The sequence below is a fragment of the Kineosporia sp. A_224 genome, assembly GCF_002198655.1.
In the GTDB taxonomy this organism is placed as follows: Bacteria; Actinomycetota; Actinomycetes; order Actinomycetales; family Kineosporiaceae; genus R-H-3.
The window spans coordinates 1-19,400 of the sequence record NZ_MWLN01000166.1; the positions used below are offsets into that span (position 1 = coordinate 1).

General features: G+C 76.5%; 10 protein-coding genes. 4 read left to right on the forward strand and 6 right to left on the reverse strand.

Annotated elements, in window-relative coordinates; all coding sequences use genetic code 11:
- Nucleotides 1-24 precede the first annotated feature (24 nt).
- Together EDJALFJO_RS15190 and EDJALFJO_RS15195 are read left to right on the forward strand one after the other, a co-directional pair.
- Nucleotides 25-279: a mycoredoxin gene (locus EDJALFJO_RS15190; protein WP_088286714.1), complete on the forward strand. Its 255-nt coding sequence runs from the start codon at nucleotides 25-27 to the stop codon at nucleotides 277-279.
- A 92-nt stretch (nucleotides 280-371) separates the two neighbouring features.
- Nucleotides 372-1,025 carry a uridine kinase gene (locus EDJALFJO_RS15195; RefSeq protein WP_088286680.1) on the forward strand — a complete coding sequence of 218 codons (654 nt, stop codon included), beginning with the start codon at nucleotides 372-374 and terminating at the stop codon, nucleotides 1,023-1,025.
- Nucleotides 1,026-1,049: 24 nt separating this feature from the next.
- Here the strand turns inward: EDJALFJO_RS15195 and EDJALFJO_RS15200 are convergent, their stop codons facing one another.
- Together EDJALFJO_RS15200 and nudC are read right to left on the reverse strand one after the other, a co-directional pair.
- The gene (locus tag EDJALFJO_RS15200; protein WP_088286716.1) at nucleotides 1,050-2,042 is read right to left on the reverse strand and encodes a TerC family protein; all 993 of its coding nucleotides are present in this window, start codon (nucleotides 2,040-2,042) and stop codon (nucleotides 1,050-1,052) included.
- A gap of 179 nt (nucleotides 2,043-2,221) precedes the next feature.
- Nucleotides 2,222-3,310, reverse strand: a complete 1,089-nt coding sequence (nudC, locus tag EDJALFJO_RS15205) for an NAD(+) diphosphatase (protein ID WP_233149877.1) — start codon at nucleotides 3,308-3,310, stop codon at nucleotides 2,222-2,224.
- A 102-nt stretch (nucleotides 3,311-3,412) separates the two neighbouring features.
- Between nudC and EDJALFJO_RS15210 the strand changes: the two genes are divergently transcribed.
- Both EDJALFJO_RS15210 and EDJALFJO_RS15215 read left to right on the forward strand, forming a co-directional pair.
- Nucleotides 3,413-4,324 (forward strand): phosphotransferase, encoded by a 912-nt coding sequence (locus tag EDJALFJO_RS15210; RefSeq protein WP_088286720.1) that lies wholly within the window; start codon nucleotides 3,413-3,415, stop codon nucleotides 4,322-4,324.
- A gap of 32 nt (nucleotides 4,325-4,356) precedes the next feature.
- Nucleotides 4,357-5,172 carry an endonuclease/exonuclease/phosphatase family protein gene (locus tag EDJALFJO_RS15215; protein ID WP_088286722.1) on the forward strand — a complete coding sequence of 272 codons (816 nt, stop codon included), beginning with the start codon at nucleotides 4,357-4,359 and terminating at the stop codon, nucleotides 5,170-5,172.
- A 28-nt stretch (nucleotides 5,173-5,200) separates the two neighbouring features.
- On the opposite strand, the gene EDJALFJO_RS15220 is transcribed toward EDJALFJO_RS15215, so the two are convergent.
- The 4 genes from EDJALFJO_RS15220 to EDJALFJO_RS15235 form a co-directional block, all read right to left on the reverse strand.
- Nucleotides 5,201-11,146: a fibronectin type III domain-containing protein gene (locus EDJALFJO_RS15220; RefSeq protein ID WP_088286682.1), complete on the reverse strand. Its 5,946-nt coding sequence runs from the start codon at nucleotides 11,144-11,146 to the stop codon at nucleotides 5,201-5,203.
- A gap of 101 nt (nucleotides 11,147-11,247) precedes the next feature.
- Nucleotides 11,248-12,507 (reverse strand): hypothetical protein, encoded by a 1,260-nt coding sequence (locus EDJALFJO_RS34365; RefSeq protein WP_158220446.1) that lies wholly within the window; start codon nucleotides 12,505-12,507, stop codon nucleotides 11,248-11,250.
- 79 nt (nucleotides 12,508-12,586) lie between these two features.
- Nucleotides 12,587-16,108 carry an ATP-dependent DNA helicase gene (locus EDJALFJO_RS15230; protein WP_233149878.1) on the reverse strand — a complete coding sequence of 1,174 codons (3,522 nt, stop codon included), beginning with the start codon at nucleotides 16,106-16,108 and terminating at the stop codon, nucleotides 12,587-12,589.
- The gene (locus EDJALFJO_RS15235) at nucleotides 16,105-19,338 is read right to left on the reverse strand and encodes an ATP-dependent DNA helicase (protein WP_198950331.1); all 3,234 of its coding nucleotides are present in this window, start codon (nucleotides 19,336-19,338) and stop codon (nucleotides 16,105-16,107) included. Before EDJALFJO_RS15235 ends, EDJALFJO_RS15230 begins: the two co-directional genes overlap by 4 nt.
- Between the last annotated feature and the right edge of the window lie 62 nt (nucleotides 19,339-19,400).

The window sequence follows — 19,400 nt, forward strand, 5'->3', positions numbered from 1 at the left end:
CACGCACCCGAGGAGACCCGCACGATGGAAGCCCCCGCGCCCGGCACGATCACGATGTACTCGACCACCTGGTGCGGGTACTGCCAGCGGCTCAAGAAGCAGCTGGAGCGTGAGGGCATCGGCTACACCGAGGTGAACATCGAGCACGTGCCGGACGCCGCCGAGTTCGTCATGCAGGTCAACAACGGCAACCAGACCGTGCCGACGGTGCTGTTCCCGGACGGCACCGCCTCGACGAACCCCTCGCTCGCCGAGGTCAAGGCGCGGCTGTCCGCCTGACGGCCGGCCCGTCACGGACCGGCTCCGCGCCGACCGACCCGCTGGACGTCGTCCCGCACTCCACGGCCACGCTCGCCGCGCACGTCGCGGGCGTGGCCGTCGGCGTGCGCGGCGCCGTCGCCGCCGACGGCGGGCACGCCGTCCGGCTCGGGGTCGACGGCCCGGTCGGGGCGGACCGCGAGGCCCTCGCGGACGCCGTCGCGGCCGCCCTCGCCGAGCGTGCGGTGCCCGTGGGCCGGGTGCGCGCGGACGACTGGCTGCGCTCCCGGTCGCTGCGCCTGGAGAGCGGGCCGGGCGACCCGGACGCCTACTACGAGGGCTGGCTCGACATGTACGCGCTGCGCCGGGAGGTGCTCGACCCGCTCGGTCCCGGCGGGTCGGGGCGCTGGCTCGCCCGGCTGCGCGACCCGGCGACCGACCGCTCCTACCGCCAGCCCGCGGCGGCCGCCGTCCCGGGGCTCGTCGTCGTCGTCGACGGCCCGTTCCTCGCCCGCTGGGAGCTCGCCGACGCCTTCGACGTCGTCGTCCACCTCGAGGTGACGCCCGCCGCGCAGCGGCGCCGGCTCCCCGACGACGACCGCGAACGCGTGCCGGCCGCCTGGCAGCGCTACCTCGACGAGACCGACCCGGCGCCGCGGGTGCTGGCCGACGGCGGTCTCGTCGTCCGCTTCGACCATCCGGGCCGCCCGGCGCTCGTCGTCCCGCACGGCACCGCCGGGGGCACGCACAGGTCCGCCGGGTCGTGACCGACCCGGCGGACCGGCAGGCCGTCACTCCTCCATCGACGACCGGTGCGCCCGCGACAGCGCCGGGGCCTCGGCGGGCCCGCCGCCGCCGTCCGCCGGGGCCGGGACGCCGCGGGTGGCCCGCAGCGACAGCACGACCGACCCGCCGACGAGCAGCGCGACGACGCCGAGCGAGACGAGCGTCGGGATCTTGACGTCGGCCATGAGGAGCAGCATCTTCACGCCGACCCAGACGAGCACGAGCGACAGGCCCGCCTTGAGGTGGACGAACCGGTGCACGAGGTCGGCGAGCAGGAAGTACATCGCCCGCAGGCCGAGGATCGCGAACGCGTTGGCCGTGAAGACGAGGAACGGCTCCTGGGTGACCGCGAAGATCGCCGGGATCGAGTCGACGGCGAAGACGACGTCCGTCACCTCGACGAGGACGAGCACCGACAGCAGCGGGGTGGCCAGCCGCCGGCCGGCCCGCACGACGGTGAACCGGGCGCCGTGGTACTCGTCGGTGTGCGGGACGACCCGGCGGAACCAGCGCAGCACGCGCGAGCGCGAGGGGTCGATGTGCGTGGCGCGGTGCCGGTACATCTGGATGCCGGTGAAGACGAGGAACGCGCCGAACACGTAGAGCACCCAGGAGAACGAGGAGATGAGGACCGACCCGCCGGCGATGAACGCGCCGCGCAGGACGAGCGCCCCGAGGACGCCGTAGAAGAGCACCCGGTGCTGGTACTCCCGCGGCACGGCGAACCAGGTGAAGATCACCGCCCAGACGAAGACGTTGTCGACGGCCAGGCTCTTCTCGATGACGTAGCCGGCGTAGTACTGGGTCGCCGCCTCGGCGCCCCACGCCCGCCACACGACGGCACCGAAGCCGACGCCGAGGAGCACCCAGAAGCCGGACCACCAGGCGGCCTCGCGGACGCCGATCACGTGGCTGTCGCGGTGCGCGAACAGGTCGACGGCGAGCATGACGAGGATGACGCCGAGGACGGCGAGCCAGGCCCACAGGGGCACGGACAGGTCGAGCGGCACAGGAACCTCCGGTCAGGGACCAGAGGTCTCCCCCGCCGGCGCACCGTCGTGGTGGCCGGCCCGGCCGCCGGGCTCCGTCCGTGGAGCCGTACTGACGACGGACCGTGTCGGTGGGGTACTCCCCTCGAGATCAGAGAATGACGAAATTCATTTCGTCTGTCAAGGGATCAGCGCCAGGCTTCCACGGCCTCGTCGAGGGGACCGCCGAACCACTGCTCGACGAGCCGGCGGGCGATGGAGACGGCCGGCGGCAGGAGCAGCTCGCCGGACGCGACGTCGGCGGCGAGCTCCTCGCGGCTCCACCAGCGGGCGTGCGCGAGCTCCTCGCCGTCGACGGTGACCTCGGTGCTCGTGGCCCGGCCGGAGAAGCCGAGCATGAGGGACGACGGGAACGGCCACGGCTGGCTGCCCTGGTAGCTGACCTCGCCGACCCGGACGCCGGCCTCCTCGAGGACCTCGCGGCGGACGGCGGCCTCGAGCGACTCCCCCGGCTCGACGAAGCCGGCGAGCGTCGAGTACCGCTTGGGCGGCCAGACCTGCTGGCGGCCGAGGAGGATCCGGCCGTCGTCGTCCTCGATCGCCATGATCACCGCGGGGTCGGTGCGCGGGTAGTGCTCGGCCCCGCAGACCGGGCACTTGCGCGACCAGCCGGCGGTCGCGACGACCGTCGGCTCGCCGCAGCGGGCGCAGCGCGGGTGCGTCGAGTGCCAGTTCGACAGGGCGACCGACGCCGTGAGCAGCCCGGCGCCCGTCGCGTCGACCAGCGGGCCGACCTCGCGCAGCCCGGCCCAGCGCGACCCCGCCGGGGCCGGGTGGTGCTCGGCCGGTGCCGCCTGCGGGCCCCCGGTCAGCGGCACGGGGATCCTCGGGACGGCGAGGAGCACGTACGCGGCCCGGTCCGGGCCGTCGACGCCGAGGTAGGCGGCGGTGACGCCGCTCAGCGGGTCGGCCCCGAGCGCGGCGACGGCGGCACGGGCCGCGGCCGGGTCGAGCAGGAGCAGGCCTGGCCCCTCCGGCGCCGCGCCGTCGACGGCGGCGTCGGACCAGGCGTCGCCCTCGGCGCCGAGACCGGTGACGAGCCCGCGGTCCCCCTCGAGCACGAGCACCCGGGTCGCCGGGTCCGCGAGGAGCCCGTCGAGCAGGCCGTCGTGCGTGCGGCGCTCGGCGTCGCGGTCGAGCGTCGCGCGGGACAGCGCCAGCTCGGCGAGCGGCGGGCGCGGGGCGGGCCGGTCGCCGGCGGCGGTTCGGGTGCTCACGAGGGCCCACCCTAGGTCGTGCGCAGCGTCACGCGGGGCGGCCCGGCCCGCGTCGGTGGGTGCACCCCGGCCCCGGCCCGCGGACCGTTTACGGTGGAGCCCGTGCCCGACCGTTCCCCGTTCGCCCTCGCTGCGCTCGCGTGCGCCGCCGTCCGCGGCCTCGAGCCCGCGGCCGCCGCCGCGCGGACGAGCCACGACCCCGAGGTGGACGCCGCGGACCTCGAGGACGACCTCGGGCGCCGCTGGGTCGTCCGGGTGCCGCGCTCGGCGACCGCGGCCGCCCGGCTCGACGCCGAGGGCCGGCTCGTCGCCGGCCTCGCCGGCTACCTGCCCTTCGCCGTCCCGGACATCGCCGGCCGCACTCCGCTGCCCGACGGCACGGCCGCCGTCGTGACCCGGGCGCTCGCGGGCGAGCCGCTCGACCCGGCGAGCCTCGAGCCCGGCCCCGGTCTGGCCGCCGCGCTCGGCCGCAGCATCGCCGCGATCCACGACCTGCCGGAGCGGGTCGTCGAGGAGGCCGGCCTGCCGGTCTACACGGCCGAGGAGTACCGCCTGCGCCGGCTCGCCGAGGTCGACCGGGCCGCCGCGACGGGCCACGTGCCGGCCGGGCTGCTCACCCGGTGGGAGAAGGCGATCGAGGAGGCCGGCGCCTGGCGCTTCATGCCGTGCGTCGTCCACGGGGACCTCGCGAGCGAGACCGTCCTCACCGAGCACGCGGACGTCGTCGGCGTCCTCGAGTGGGGCGAGACCCGGGTCGCCGACCCCGCCGACGACCTGGCCTGGGTGCTCGCCGCGGCCGACGAGGACGCGGCCGAGGCCGTCCTCGAGGCGTACGCGCACACCCGGCGCACCCCGGTGGACGCCGACCTCGCGCGGCGGGCCCGGCTCGCCTCCGAGCTCGCCTGCGCGCGGTGGCTCCTGCACGGCGTCACCGCGGACGACGCGGAGGTCGTCGGCGACGCCGTCGTCATGCTCGCCGACCTCGACGCCGCCGTCGACGGCTCGTCCTGGTGACCCAGGGTCCCTCGACGGGCGGCGCCGGCGGGCTGCGGCTCGTCTCCTTCAACGCGTGCTCCGGCCGCTCGATGGACGACGGCGGCACCGACCCGCAGCGGTTCGCGGACGCCGTCGCCGCGACGGGCGCCGACGTCCTCGCGCTCCAGGAGGTCGACCGGTTCCAGCCGCGCTCCGGCGGGGTCGACCAGGCGGCGCTCGCCGCGGCGGCGCTGGGCGGCCGGCACCGCTACCTCGGGCTCGTCCACGGCACACCGGGCGAGGACGGCTGGCTGCCCGCGCCCGACGACCACGCGCCGTCCGGGCACGAGCACGAGCACGACCCGCCGCCGGGCGGCGCGACGGGCGACCCGACGTACGGGATCGCGCTCGTGACGACGCGTCCGGTCGTCTCCTGGCACGTGCTGCGCCTGGCACCGGCGCGCGGCCGGTACCCGATCCCGCTGCCGACCCGGCCGCCGCGACTGCTGTGGATCCCCGACGAGCCGCGGGCGGCCATCGCCGCCGTCCTCGCCGAGCCGGCCGTCACCGTCGTCGCGACGCACCTGTCGTTCGTGCCCGGCGCGAACGTGCGCCAGCTGCGCCGGCTGCGGGACTGGGTCCGGACGCTGCCCGGGCCGCACGTCCTGCTCGGGGACCTCAACCTGCCCGGCCGGCTGCCCGCGCGGATCACCCGCTGGACGCCGCTCGTCACCGGCCCGACGTTCCCCTCCGCCGGGCCGCGGGTCCAGCTCGACCACGTGCTCGCCCACGGGCTGCCCGCGGGCACCCGGGTGCGCGGCCGGGTCGAGCGGCTCGCCGTGAGCGACCACTGCGCGGCGGTCGCGGACGTCGACCTGCCGGGCTGAGGCCCGGGCGGCCGCGGACGGCGCGCGCTCAGGACAGCGCGACGCTCGTGCGCGCCGACGCGTGGGTGTCGCCGAGCCGGGAGACCGTGACCCCCGGGACCTGGTTCGGCGACGAGAGGTTCGTCGTGTCCCGGTTGCCGAGCATCCGGTTGTTGTTGAGCCCCCAGCACCACAGGGTCGCGTCGGTGCGCCGGGCGCACGAGAACTCGTAGGCCGCGTTCACCTCGGCCCACGTCGTCGCGCTGCCGACCTGGGTCGGGACGCTCCGGTTCGTCGACGTGCCGTCGCCGAGCTGGCCGTTGGTGCCCAGGCCCCAGCACCACAGGGTGCCGGCCGACTGCACCCCGCAGGCGTGCGCCCGCCCGACCGTCACGCCGGACCAGGTCGCCGTGCCGATCTGCACGGGTGAGTTCCGCTGGGTCGTCGTCCCGTCACCGAGCCGGCCGCTGCCGTTGTCCCCCCAGCAGAAGAGCTTGCCCGCCGCGGCGCCGGTCGCCGGGATCCCGCAGGTCGAGTAGTAGCCGGCGCTGACCGTCGACCAGGCCGTCGCCCCGGCCACGCTGACCTGCACGGGGGTGGTGCGGTCCGTCGTCGTGCCGTCCCCGACGGTGCCGAGCCCGTTGTCGCCCCAGCACCACAGGGTGCCGGCGGTCTTGATGCCGCACGTGTGCGTCTCCCCGACGCTCACCGAGGTCCACGAGCCGGCCGGCCCCGCCGTAGGCGTCGTGATCGTCCCCGTCGCACCCGAGACCCCCGTCTGGTCGAACGTCGTCGACCCCCAGCACCACAGCGAGTCGTCGGTGCGGACGGCGCACACCGTGTAGGTGCCCGCGGAGATCGACCGCCACGTCGACGCCGCACCGGCCTGGACCGGCGCGTACCGCGTCGTCGTCGTGCCGTCCCCGGGCTGGCCGTACGTGCCATGGCCCCAGCACCACAACGTCCCGTCGCTGCGGACCCCGCAGCCGCCGTGGTAGCCGGTGCCCCCGGCCGTGAAGCCGGTCGCCGGGGCGAGCAGCGGCGTGGGTGCGCCCGCGGAGTTGTTGTAGTACGTGCCGAGCTGGGCGGAACCGTCGTCGCCGAAGCACCAGACGGCCTGGTCGCTGCGCAGGCCGCACGTCGCGCTGAAGCCGCCGCTCACGGAGCGCCAGGCGGTCGAGGCACCGGCCTGCACGGGCGACAGGCGCTGGGTCGTCGTCCCGTCGCCGAGCTGGCCGGACCCGTTGTAGCCCCAGCAGTACAGGGCGCCCGTGGTCCGCAACGCGCACGTGTGGTTCTGCCAGGTCATGAGGGCCGGCGCGGACGACGACGCCGGGCTCAGCGCGGCCGTGGCCCAGGTGGCCGCGCTCGTGCTCTCCCGCACGGGCGTCGTCCGGTCGGTCGTCGTCCCGTCACCGAGGTTGCCGTACCCGTTGTAGCCCCAGCAGTAGAGCGCGCCGGCGGTCGTCACGCCGCACGCGTAGTGGTCGCCCACGGAGACGGTCGACCACGACAGGGCGCCGGAGACGACGGCGGGCGTCGTGGAGTCCGCGGTGCCGCCGTTGCCCAGCGCACCGTAGAGGCCGTTGCCCCAGCACCGCATCGCGGCGTCCGAGGCGCGCACGGCACACGTCGAGTCGTAGCCGGCCGAGACGGTCGAGTACGTCGTGCCGGCCGTGACCTGGACCGGGCTGCTCAGGTTCGAGGTCCCTCCGTTGCCGAGCCGGCCGCTGCCGCCGCTGCCCCAGCACCACAGGGTCGAGTCGGTCTTGCGGGCGCAGACGTGGTTCTGGCCGACGCTCACCTGCGCCCACGTCGTGACCCCGGTGGCGGGCACCGCGTTCGGGGTGTCGCGCGAGGTCGTCGTCCCGTCGCCCATCTCGCCGGCGCCGCCGTAGCCCCAGCACCACAGGCTCTGGTCGGTCTTGATGCCGCACGTCGTGTTCTCGCCCGCGTCGACGGACAGCCAGGTGCCGCCGCCGGAGACGCCGGTGGCCTCCCAGCGCTGGTTCGAGTCGCCGACGCCGAGGCTGCCGAAGGAGTTCGGGCCCCAGCAGGACAGCGCCCCCGCGGTGGTGACGGCGCAGCCGTGGTTGTCGCCCTCGGTCATGTCCTGCCAGGTCTCCGCGCCGGGCATCCGCACGGCGGTCGAGGTCGTCGAGTTCTGCATGATCACGCCGGTGCGGCCGAGGTCGCCGTCGCCCCAGGCGTACAGGTACGACGTCACCGTCGCGCCGGCCGAGGCCGCCGACGCGGGCCCGGTGCCGACGCTGTTCGTCGCCGTCACGGTGAACGTGTACGTCCCGGCGGCGAGGCCGCTGAAGGTGCAGGACGTCGTCGCCGAGGAGCAGGTCGCGCCGCCCGGGCTCGCGGTGACGGTGTACCCGCTGACGGCCGCGCCGCCGTCCCAGGACGGCGCGCTCCAGGACACCGTCGCGCCACCGAAACCCCCTGTCGCAGTGGGGGTCCCGGGCGCGGACGGGGTCAGCAGCGAGCCCCACTTGCGGGCCAGGTACTCCTCGACGACGCGGCGCTGCGCGGCGGTCGCCGTCGTGTTCGTGACGATGATCTCGGCCGTGCTGCCCCACCACCGGGAGTACTGGGTCGTGTCGCCGCCGGTGCCGACCCACAGGTGGTGCGTACCGGTGGTGAACGCGCCGCTCGCGGTCGCCGCGGCGCCGCCGCGCGACCACACGGACATCGACGTCCCGGACGCGAACTCGGCGGCGACGACCGCGGTCGCCTGGGAACCGGGCCAGGCGGTCGTGAACGCCTGCGGGGTGTAGAAGGCGTCGACCCCGACGGCGGCCCACGAGGTGATCCGGCGCTGGGTGCCGGCGGTCGTGCCGCCCCAGGAGAGCATCGCGATCCCGTTCATCGCGACCGCGGGGTTGACCGCCGCGGCGGTGAACACCGTGCTCGTCGCCGTCCCGGTCGGGACGAGGGAGACGTCCCCGGCGAGGTAGTCGGCGCTGCCGTCGAAGGCCGGCACCGAGCGGCCGTTGACGGTCGTCAGCGCGGGCTGGGAGCCGGCTGTCGCCTGCGTGACGTGGTTGCCGCTGGCCGACCTGTCCTTCCAGCAGCCGACGGCGGTCGTCGCGGTCGCGCCGGTGCAGGCCGAGGAGGCGAGCAGGGTCGAGGCGTCTGCGGCGTCGAGCCACAGCTTCACGGCGGACGACGTGAGGACGGTCGCCGGGTAGGTGACCAGAGCGCCTGCGGCCGTCGCGGCGGCGCCGGTGCCCGCGACGTTCGCGGCGGCGACCGACACCGTGTACGAGGCGCCGTCCGTGAGCCCGGTGATGCTGCACGGCGACGAGGCGCAGGAGGTCGTCACGGTGGGGAGGGTGCTGTCCGACGGGGTCGCGGTCACGGTGTGGCCGGTGACGGCCGACCCGCCGTTCCACCCCGGGGCGGTCCAGGCGACGGACGCCGCGCCGCTCGTCGTCGTCGATGCGGTGGCCGTGACGCCGGTCGGGGCGTCCGGGGTGATCGCGACGCCCCACTTGCGGGCGAGGTACTCGCGGACGGTGCGGCGTTCGGCGGCGGTGAGCGCGGTCTTGAAGACGACGACCTCGCGGAAGGAGCCGCTGCCACGGCGCGCCACGAGGTCGTAGTCGTCGGCACCGACGGTCAGCACGACGCTCGCCGCCGACCGGGTCGTCGTGCTCGACACCGTGCCGCTCACCACGGAGTCGACGGCGACGTCGAGGGTCTGGCTCGACGTGCCGCCGGAGATCTGGCCGTCCCAGACGTGCGGCCCGGTGAGGGCGGTCGACGGGCTGACGATGTCGGTGTTCGTCGTCTGCTGGTTGAAGCCGCCGGCGTCGATGCCGAAGAAGCTGGTGCCCGTCGAGCCGATGTGGGGGTGCAGGATCCAGCCGTTCGCGGCGCGGCCACCGGTGAGCCACCCGTAGGTGTTGAACGTCGACGCCGATGACGAGGCGACCGAGAACGCGGTGACCCCCGGCCCGGTCGGGACGCCGGCCGCGGTCTGGTAGTAGCCGTTGCCGGAGAACGAGACCAGCCCGGTCGCCGGGGTGTACGTGCCGGCCATCGCCGTCGTCGACTGGACGGCGTCCCGGCCGCCGCCGGTCTTGTCGGCCCAGCGCTTGAGGACGTTCGACGTCGACGCGCACGACGTCGCGGTGTCGCACGACTCGGAGCTGCCCTCGAGGACGCCGTCGCCGTCCACGTCGACACCGTCGAGCCACAGCACGGCGTTGCTGCTCGCGAGGAGCGCCGGCCGCGGGACGACGGTGACGGCGGACGACGCCGGTCCGGCACCCACGGCGTTGTTGCCCGCCACGGTGACCGAGTAGGTGGCCCCGTTCGTCAGGCCGGTCAGCGTGCACGGCGACGACGCGCACGGCAGCGTCACAGTCGGCAGCGTCCCGTCGGCGGGGACGGCGGTGACCGTGTACGACGTGATGGCCGAGCCGCCGTCGTACGGTGCCGTCCACGACACGCTCGTCTGCGCGTCGCCCGCGACCGCCGCGACCGCGGTCGGCTGCCCCGGGGTGATCGCCACGGCCCACTTGCGGGACAGGTAGTCCTCCACGGCGCGACGCTGGGCCGTCGTGAGCGTGCCCTGGACGACGACGACCTCGGGAATCGGGCCGAGCCAGTACTCGATGCCGGTGAGCTGGGCTCCGACGAGGGCCTGCGTCGTCCCCGTCGTGTTCGCCGCCGACACGGTCGAACCGGCGACACCGTTCCAGGAACCGGTGTAGGCGCTCGACGTCCAGACGTCCGAGAGGATGCCTGTCGTACCGGTGACGAGCGAGCCACCGGCTGAGGCCGTGCCGCTCCACGTCACCGCTCCGACGCCGGTCGAGTTCAGGGCCTTCTGGTACGAGCGGGTCTGGGCGGCACTGCCCGTGCCCCAGGACAGGGCTGTACGCCAGCCCGACGACGCAGGAGACGCCTCGGTGGTTCGCAGGGCGATGAACGTCGAGGACGGCGTCGTGCCGTTCGGCAGCGCGGCCGGTGCCAGAGGCATCCAGGTGGTCGACCCGTTGAACGTCGGGACGCTGCGGGACGACACCGTCGACAGCGACGGCTGGTTGAGGGCGGTGGGCTGGGCGGCGTTGTTCGCACCGGTGCTCTTGTCCTTCCAGCAGCCGACGCTCGTCGTCGCGGTCGCGCCGGTGCACCCGGACGAGGCGAGGATCGTCGAGGAGTCCGCGCCGTCCAGCCACAGCTTGAGCGCCGACGGCGTCATGACCGCCGAGGGGTACGGGACGGCCGTCCCGGTCGCGGCCGGTCCGGTGCCGACGTTCGACGTCGCGGTCACGGAGACGGTGTAGGTGAGGCCGTTCGTCAGCGACGACCACGAGCACGAGGTGGTCGGCACCGTCGCGGTGCACGTCGCCGATCCCGACCCCGGTGCCGGGGAGATCGTGGCCGTGTACGAGGCGACCGTCCCGCCGTTGCCCGCCGGTGCCGTCCACGACGCCTGCACCGCGCCGTCCGAGGGGGTGAGCGTCAGCGCGCCGGGCGCGTCCGGGTACCCGTTGCACGCCGACGCCGCGGCGGTCGAGGTCGTCGACACCCAGCTGTTCAGCCGGGCCTTGACCCGGGGCGTCACCGCCGTCACCGGGACCGTGACGGACGCCGACGTGCCGGAGACCCCGGTCGCTACGGTCGACGTCCCGTCCGTCACGTCGTACGTCAGTCCCGACGGCAGCCCCGAGGCCGGCGTCCAGGACACCAGGCAGGTCGTGGCGGCCGTCCGGGAGGCGGTGACCGCCGTCGGGACGTAGGAGGTGAGCTGGCCCGCGGTGTACACGGCGGGCGGTCCGGCGGTGGTCGCGGAGAACACCGCGCCGATGACGCCGATGACGAGGGCGACAGCCGCCACGCCGAGCGCCGCGACCCCGGCCCGGCCGAGCCGCTCGCGCAGGGACCGGTCGGAGGCTCCGCGGTGCCGGGCAGCCCGCGGTCGCGGCCCGCGGCACGCCGAGGACCGCGACCCGCGTCCCGCGGTCGCGCCCATGCCTGGAACGTCGTCCGCCCGACGGGTGCCCTGAAGGGGCTGCGCGGGCGATCCGGATCACCGCACCGCACCCACAGCCGGACGAAACGGACGTCACCGGGTCACGACGTGGCGATCTCCGCGTGCCGGTAGCGGTGTGCGGTGTTGTCCGACGCGATCGCGACGATCCCGTCGCCGTCGACGGGGTCCTTCGTCGTCGACACGTCGTTGACGACCGCACCCGCGGCGCTCATGAGGACGGTCCCGCGGCCCGCTGTCCAGGCGAGCGTGGACGCCGAGGCGTCCTTGCGGTAGACCGTGCCCCCGGCGACCGGTGACGTGGTGAGCACGTGCACCCGGCCGTTGACGAAGTCCACCACGATCTGGGGGCGGGTGGCCTTGTCGGCGATGGTGTGCGAGGTCGAGACCGTCCACCGCCCGGCGGCGTCCCGGCGCAGCACCTGGATGAGCGGCGCCGTGGCCGGGGACGCGGGGTCGTCGTCCAGGGAGGTCTTCACCGCCGCGAACACCCGGTCGTCGTCGAAGGTGCCCTTCAGGCTGATGTGGTCGTCGGCGACCCCGGCCCCGGACAGCACCGTCTGGACGGTCCAGCGGGTGTCCGGCGTCCCGTCGTCGTGGACGGCGAACCGCACCGCGCTGCTCTGCTGGTCCGACCACATGATCCCGACCCGGCCGCGGAACCGGGTGATCGCCGAGATGTCGTCGGAGGAGACCGTGGCGTCCGGGACCGGCAGCACCGTCGCGGGTGTCCAGTCCCCGCTGCCCGGTGACACCGTCCGGGTGACCATGACCCGCTTGCCCTGCGTGAACGTGACCCAGAGCGTCCCGGTGGAGTCCCGGGTGAGGGACGCCGACTCGGTCCCGCCGGTGGCGAGCACCCGGGCCGCACCGGGCAGCCGGAGCCAGACGTTGCCGACCCCGATGTACTGGAACCGCTCGTAGCGGATCTCGCCGGTCGCCGTCCTGCTCACGACGTGCGCCATGTTCCCCAGTCCCAGGACGTCCGCGGTGCTGTCCGGCCGGGACGCCGCCGCCGCGTCGGCTGCCGCCGCTGCCCCGGCGTCCACGAGGACCCCGGTGTCGCGCCAGGTGTGGTCGGGCATGAGCTGATGGATCGTCGGGCGGCCCCGGCCGGCCGGGACCATGACCGCCCACCACCTGTTGCCCGCCCGCCACACCTTGCTCTGCGGCTTGTCCGCGGTCGGCGAGGTGAGGGTCGCGGGGAAGGCCTGGTCCGCGTACTGGGTCGAGGTCACCGCCGCGGACGCGGGGACCGCGGTGAGGAACAGGGACGCGGCGGTCCCGGCCACCGCCAGTGCGGTCGTGGAGAGGATCCGTGCGGTCGGGCGGGCTGGCGTCACGTCGGCTCCCGGGAGGTGTCCGGACGCCGCCTGCGCCCGGTCCGCCGGACGCTAGGCGGACGCGGTCACCGGCCGGTCATCAGGCGGTCACCGGCTCCGTGCCGTCGGTCGCCGCGACGACGAGCCGCTCGAGACCGGCCGCGTCGAGCAGGTCGACGGGGCGCACGGTGCGGCCGGCGGAGGCGTAGAAGAAGGCCGCACCGACCTGCTCCACCGGGACGCCCTGGAGCCGGGCCCACGCGAGCCGGTACACCGCGAGCTGGACGGCCCGGGTGCGGGCCCCGGCGTCGTCGTCGCGGCCCGGCGGCGGGCCGGTCTTCCAGTCGACGACCTCCCAGCGGTCGCCGCCCGCGTCGCCCGGCAGCCGGAACACCGCGTCGACCCGGCCGCGGAGCACGACCCCCGCGACCGGGGTCTCGATGCTCACCTCGACGGCGTCCGGCACCCGGTCGGCCCACTCGCTCGCGAGGAACGCCGCCTGGAGCGCGGCGAGGTCCTCGTCGCCGGCGCTCTCGTCGGCCGCGCCCGGCAGGTCGTCGACGTCGACGAGGGCGGCCATGCCGTAGCGCTCCTCGAGCCAGGCGTGGAACGCGCTGCCCCGGCGGGCGTGCGGGTTCGGCGGCTCGGGCATCGGGCGGCGCAGCCGCGCCGCGAACGCCAACGGGTCGGTGGCCAGCGCCACGACCTTGGACGCCGACAGGTGCCGCGGCAGCGCGACCGCGAGGTCGCGCCGGGTCGAGGCGTCGCGCTCGGTGAGGAGCAGGTCGACCTCCCGCGCCCAGCCGACCCGGTCGCCGGCCGGTGCGACCGGGGGTGCGGCGTGCCGCTCGGCGAGCGCCGCGAGCACCCGGCCCGCGCCGTCGTCGACGGCGGCCCGGCGCGGGCCGAGCGGGTCGAAGGGCCAGTCGGCGCGCGCCACGAGGGCGTCCCGGGGGTTCGCGGTGCCGTCCTCGGCGACGTCCGCCCAGTGCAGCAGCTCGACGCCGACGACGCCGACGAGGTCGGCGGTCTCGACGAGGAAGCGGGACGGCGCCCGCGGCCGGGAGCCGTCGCCCCACTGGGCTCCGGTCATGAGGAGCAGCCGCCGGGCCCGGGTCACGGCGACGTAGGCGAGCCGGCGCTCCTCGGCGACGTCGTGCTCGCCGCACGCCTCACGGAAGTCGTCGAGCGCCGAGGCGAGGTCCACCTGCGTCGAGGCCCCCTCGACGGCCCAGTGCGGCAGCCCGGCCCGGTCGCCGCGCAGCGGGTAGGGCAGGGCCCCGATGTCGCCGAGCCAGCCGTTGGCCGGGCCGGGCGGGCGGCCGTTCGTCCCCGAGGGGAACGTGCCCTCGACGAGGCCGGTGACGGCGACGACGTCCCACTCCAGGCCTTTCGAGGCGTGCACGGTGAGCACCTGGACGGCGTCGTCCCGCACCTCGGTGACCGGGGCCTCCAGGCCTCGCTCGCGGGTGTCCGCGGCGGCGAGCCAGCCGAGGAACGCGCCGAGCGAGCCGCCGGAGCCGGCCCGGGCCCCGCCACCCGCCCCCGGGGCGCCGCCGGTGTCGGCGAACGCGGCGGCGACGTCGGCGAAGGCGTCGAGGTGCGCGCGGGCGGCGCCCGGCCGCACCCCCGGGCGGGCGGCGACCTCGACGTCGAGGAGCAGGGCGCGCTCGACGTCGAGCACGAGGTCCGCGAGCGGCAGCGCGGTCCGGGAGCGCAGGTCGCGCAGGGTGCCGCCGAGCCGGTCGAGGCGCCGCCGGCCCGGCTCGGAGAGCTCCTGACCAGCCGGGCCGTGCCAGCCCGCCGGCGGCAGCTCGTCGAGGGCCTCGACGACGGACCGCTCGTCGACGACGTCCGCGACGACCTCGACCGGCGGTACGTCGTCCGCCCGGGCGTCCGACGAGCCGCCGGTGCGGGCGTCCGTCGCCCGCCGGCGCCGCCGGGTCAGCTCCGCGGCCCAGACGCCGAGCGCCTCGACGTCCCGCGGGCCGAGCCGGACGGCGGCCCCGGTGAGCAGCCGCATGAGCGAGTCGCCGCGGGTCGGGTCGTGGAGCACCTCGAGCGCGGCGCGGACGTCGGCGACCTCGGGCACGGTGAGCAGGCCGCCGAGGCCGACGACCTCGACGGGCAGGCCCTGCGCGCGCAGCGCCGCCTCGACGAGGGGGAACTGTGCCCGGGCCCGGCACAGCACGGCCGCGCTGGGCCGCCCGGCCGGGTCGCGCCACTGCTCGGCGACGACCTCGGCGACGGCACGGGCCTCGTCCTCGAGGGTGGCGAACCAGCCCAGCGCCACCCGGCCCGGCCCGGCCTGCGGGCGCCCCACGAGCGGCGGGACGTCGACGTGCTCGCCGCGGCGGCCGCCTCGGTGCAGCCAGCGCGGCGGCGTCCGCAGGTCGGCGGCAACCCGGTTCGCGACCGCGAGCACGGCCGCGTCGTTGCGCCAGCTCGTCGAGAGCACCCGGGTGCCGGAGAGCTCGCCGCCGACCCGGGCGAAGTCCGCCGGGAAGCGCTGGAGGTTGCCCGCGGAGGCACCGCGCCAGCCGTAGATCGACTGGTGCGGGTCGCCCACGGCGGTCACCGGGTGACCGTCGCCGAAGAGCGCGCGGAGCAGGACGAGCTGGCCGTGGCTGGTGTCCTGGTACTCGTCGAGCAGGACCACCCGGAAGCGTTCGCGCTCCCCCGCGGCGACCTCGGGCACCTCGAGCGCGACCCGGGCGGCGAGCGCCACCTGGTCGCCGAAGTCGAGCACCTCGAGGTCGCGCTTGCGCTGCGCGTAGGCGGCGACGAGCGGCACGACGCGCTGCTTGGCGACGAGCTTGGCGAGCCGCTCCCGGACCGGGCCTTTCGGCGTGCCGGGGCCGGCGCTGCCCAGCTCTGCGGGCAGCGTCGCGACCCGGTCGAGGACGCCCTCGAGGTACGCCTCGACGTCCGCCGGGGCGACGAGGTGCTCGGCGCACTCCCCGGCGAGCGCGAGGACGGCTTCGGTGACGGTCGCGGCGACGTTCTCGACGCCGGACATGTCGCCGTCCCAGCGCTCGACGACCTCGCTCGCGAGCTGCCAGGCGCCGGCCTCGCCGAGGAGCTTCGAGCCGGGCTCGATGCCGACGCGCAGCCCGTGGTCGGACAGCACCGCCGCGGCGTAGGCGTGGTAGGTCGAGACCGTGACCGGCTGCGGCTCGACGTCGACGAGGCCGCGCCGGTAGAGCGCGCGCAGCCGGGACCGCACCCGGTCGGCGAGCTCGCCGGCCGCCTTGCGGGTGAAGGTGAGGCCGAGGATCTCCTCGGAGGCCACGTGCCCGTTCGCGACGAGCCAGACGACGCGGGCGGCCATCGTCTCGGTCTTGCCGGAGCCGGCCCCGGCGACGACGAGCAGCGGCGCGGCCGGGTCGGCCTCGATGACCGCGACCTGCTCCGACGTCGGGTCCGGCCGGCCGAGGGCGCGGGCGATCTCGACGGCGGAGACGGCCGAGACGCCCAGCGGCAGCAGCGCCTGCTCGCCCGGCGCCCCCTGGCCCGGCCGGGCCGGTGCCGCGCGCCGGCTGCCGCGCGGCCGGGTGGCGCCGCCGTCCGGGACGAGCTGGAGGAGCTCGTCGAGGTCGAGCCCGAGCTGGGAGTCGGTCACGCGCCCACCTGCCGGCCCTCGGGCTGCAGCGGGCAGGAGCGGCGCACCGCGCACATCCGGCACATCGGGTTGCCGGACGCCGGGAACGCGTCGCCGGCCATCCCGTCGGCCGCCTCCGTGACGAGCCTGCGGGCCCACTGCGGGTCGTCGTCGCTCGCGAGCGGCGGCTGCTCCTGGACCCCGGCGCTCTTGCGCGTCGTCCCGAGCTGGACGAGCAGCGCTCCCCCGCTCTCCCGGCCCGGTGCGACGTCGTCGAACCCGCCCTCCTCGACGGCCACCTGGTAGACGCCGAGCTGGGCGTGCCGGGCGAGCTCGGCGGACGCCGGCGCGGACTTGCCGGTCTTGAGGTCGACGACGACGAGCCGGCCGTCGGCGTCCCGCTCGACCCGGTCGACCTGGCCGCGGACCACCGCCCGACCGACCTGGACCTCGACGGACCGCTCGACGGCGACGAGCTCGCGGCCCGCCTTCCTGGCCTGGGACGCGTAGTCCGAGAGCTTGGTGACCATGTCGTGCGCGCGCTGCCGCTGCCGTTCGTCGACCCAGCCGTCGCCGAGCCCGAGCCGCCCGATCGTCGCCGCGAGGCGCTCGGCGAGCGCGGCCCGGTCGAGGTCGGGCACCTGCTGCGCGACCTCGTGGACGAGGGTGCCGAGCGCCTGCGAGACCGAGGAGCCGGTCGTGCCGCCGGACGACTCGAGCAGCCAGCGCAGCGCGCACCGGTCGAACTGCTCGATCCGGGAGGGCGAGACCGCGACGAGGTCGCCCGGGCCGCGCAGCGGGCGGTCGTCGGTGAGGTCGGGCAGTCCGAACCAGTCGTCGGGGTGCGCGCCGGGCACCCCGGCGTCGGCGAGCTCGGCGAGCCGGCGGGCCGCCTCGTCGCGGCGCGCCGGGTGGGCGGTGTCGTCGGTGGCGACGCCGCGCAGCTCCGCGACGAGCGCGGGCAGCGTCATCGACCGGGGGACGTCGGTCACGGGCCGGACCTCGACGTCGTCCGGGAGCGGGTCGACGAGGTCGACGAACCCGGACGGAAGCTCGTCCTCGGAGCGCACGGCGGTGACGAGCAGGTGCGCGCGGGCCCGGCTCACCCCAACGTGGAAGGTCCGCAGCTCGTCGTCGAGGACGGCGCGGCGCTGCGCCGCGACGGTGCCGCCGCCGGCCCCGGAGCGGCCGTCGAGCAGGTCGGCGATCGCCTGCGCGCCGAGCAGCGACGAGCGCAGCCGCAGGTCGGGCCAGACGCCCTCCTGGACGCCGGGCACGGCGACGACGTCCCACTCCCGGCCGGCGGCACCGGCCGCGGTGACGAGGGCGACGGCCTCGCCGTCGGGGGCCCGCTCGGCGAGGGTGTCCGAGGGCAGGTCCTGGCCCTCGAGGTAGGCGAGGAAGCCGGCCGGACCGGCGTGCGGCAGTCGGTCGACGTAGCGCTCGGCGGCCTCGAAGAGCGCGACGACGGCGTCGAGGTCGCGGTCGGCGCGGGCCCCGGCCTGGCCGCCTCGCAGCGCCGTCCGGCGCCACGGTGCCGCGAGCCCGGCGGTCTCCCACAGCGCCCAGAGCACGGTCTCGGCGGTCGCACCCGGCACCGCGGCGGCGGTGCGACCGGCCGTGACGGCGGCCGCCACCCGGAACGCCGGTGCGGCGACCCGCGGCTCGACGAGCACGAGGGAGCCCGGTGAGAGCACCGCCTCGACGAGCAGGTCGTCGCTGCCGCGCCCGCCGCCGGCGGCGATCTCGACGGCCCGCAGCGCCTGCCGCAGCCGGCGCAGCGCGACGGCGTCCGCGCCGCCGACCGGCCCGGTGAGCAGCTCGGCGACGTCCTCGGGGGCGGGCGGGGCGTCGGAGAGCGCGCACCGCATCGCCAGCCGCAACGGCCGGACGGCGGGCTCGTCCCGGACCGGCACCTCCGCGGGCGGGACGGCGACCGGCACCCCGGCCGCGGCCATCGCACGGCGCAGCGGCTGGGTCGCCCGGGCCGAGCGGACGACGACGGCCATCGCGCTCCACGGGACGCCGCCCTCGAGGTGGTGGCGGCGCAGGTGCTGGGCGACGTACGCCGCCTCGAGCGAGCCGGACGACAGCAGCGCGACCTGCGCCGAGCCGGTGGGCGGGCCGCCGTCGGCCGGGGCGACCGGCTGCGCGCCGCGGTGCGCCACGGCGCCCGTCGAGCCGATCCGCTCGGCGACCCGGCGGGCGACGGCCCGCAGCGCCGTGCCGTGCCGGTGCACGGTCCGCAGGACGACGGTCGGTGCCGGCCCGCCGTCGAGGCGCGGGTAGCGCTGCGGCGCGGCGGCGAGCAGGGCCGGCCGGGCGCCGCGGAAGGTCTGGGTCGCGGCGTCCGGGTCGCCGGTGAGGAGCAGGTCACGGCCCTCCCCGGCGAGGACGTCGAGCAGCCGCAGCGTCGCGGCGGTCGCCTCGTGCGCGTCGTCCACGGCGACGACGAGCCGGCGCTCCTGCTCCTGCGCGAGCAGGTCGGGGTCGGTCTCGAGCAGGGCCGTCGCGGCGTCGACGATGCCGGCCGGGTCGTAGGCACCGGGGGTCGCGAGCGCGGTGACGTCGAGGTACTCCCCGAGGACGGCCGCCGCCGCGACCCAGTCGGGCCGGTCGTGGGCGCGGCCGAGGTGCTCGAGGTCGTCGGGCCCGAGGCCGCGCTCGACGGCCCGCATGAGCAGGTCGCGCAGCTCGTCACGGAAGCCGCGCAGGGCCCGGATCTCCTCGCCGACGCCCGGTGGCCAGGCCGGGCCCTCGACGACGCCGTCGACGTGCCCGGCGAGCAGGTCGGCGAGGATCTGGTCCTGCTCCGGGCCGGAGATCAGCCGCGGCGGGACGTCCCCGTCGAGCACCCGGGCCCGGCGCAGCAGCCCGAACGCGTACGCGTGCGGCGTGCGGGCCAGCGGCTCCTTGACGGTGCGGGCGAGCCGGCCGGAGATCCGGTCCCGCAGGGCCGAGGCGGCTGTCCGGGACGGCGCGAGCACGAGGACGGCGTCCGGCGGGACGCCGTCCCGCTCGACCCGGGCGACGACGGCCTCGACGAGGGCCGTCGTCTTGCCCGTGCCGGGACCGCCGAGGACGACGAGCGGGCCGGCGCCTCGGCCGTGCGCGACGACCGCGGCCTGGGCGGCGTCGAGCGCCTCGGCCGGGACCGCCGGAGCCGCCGGGGCGGGCCGGACGAGCCTGATCCGGGGACCGTCGGCCCGCCGGCCGCGCTGCTGCCCGGCGGTCGCCGTCCCCGATCCCACGTCCGCGAGTCCATCACAGCGGACCGACAGATCGCCGGACGACGGGCGGGCGGGTACGGATG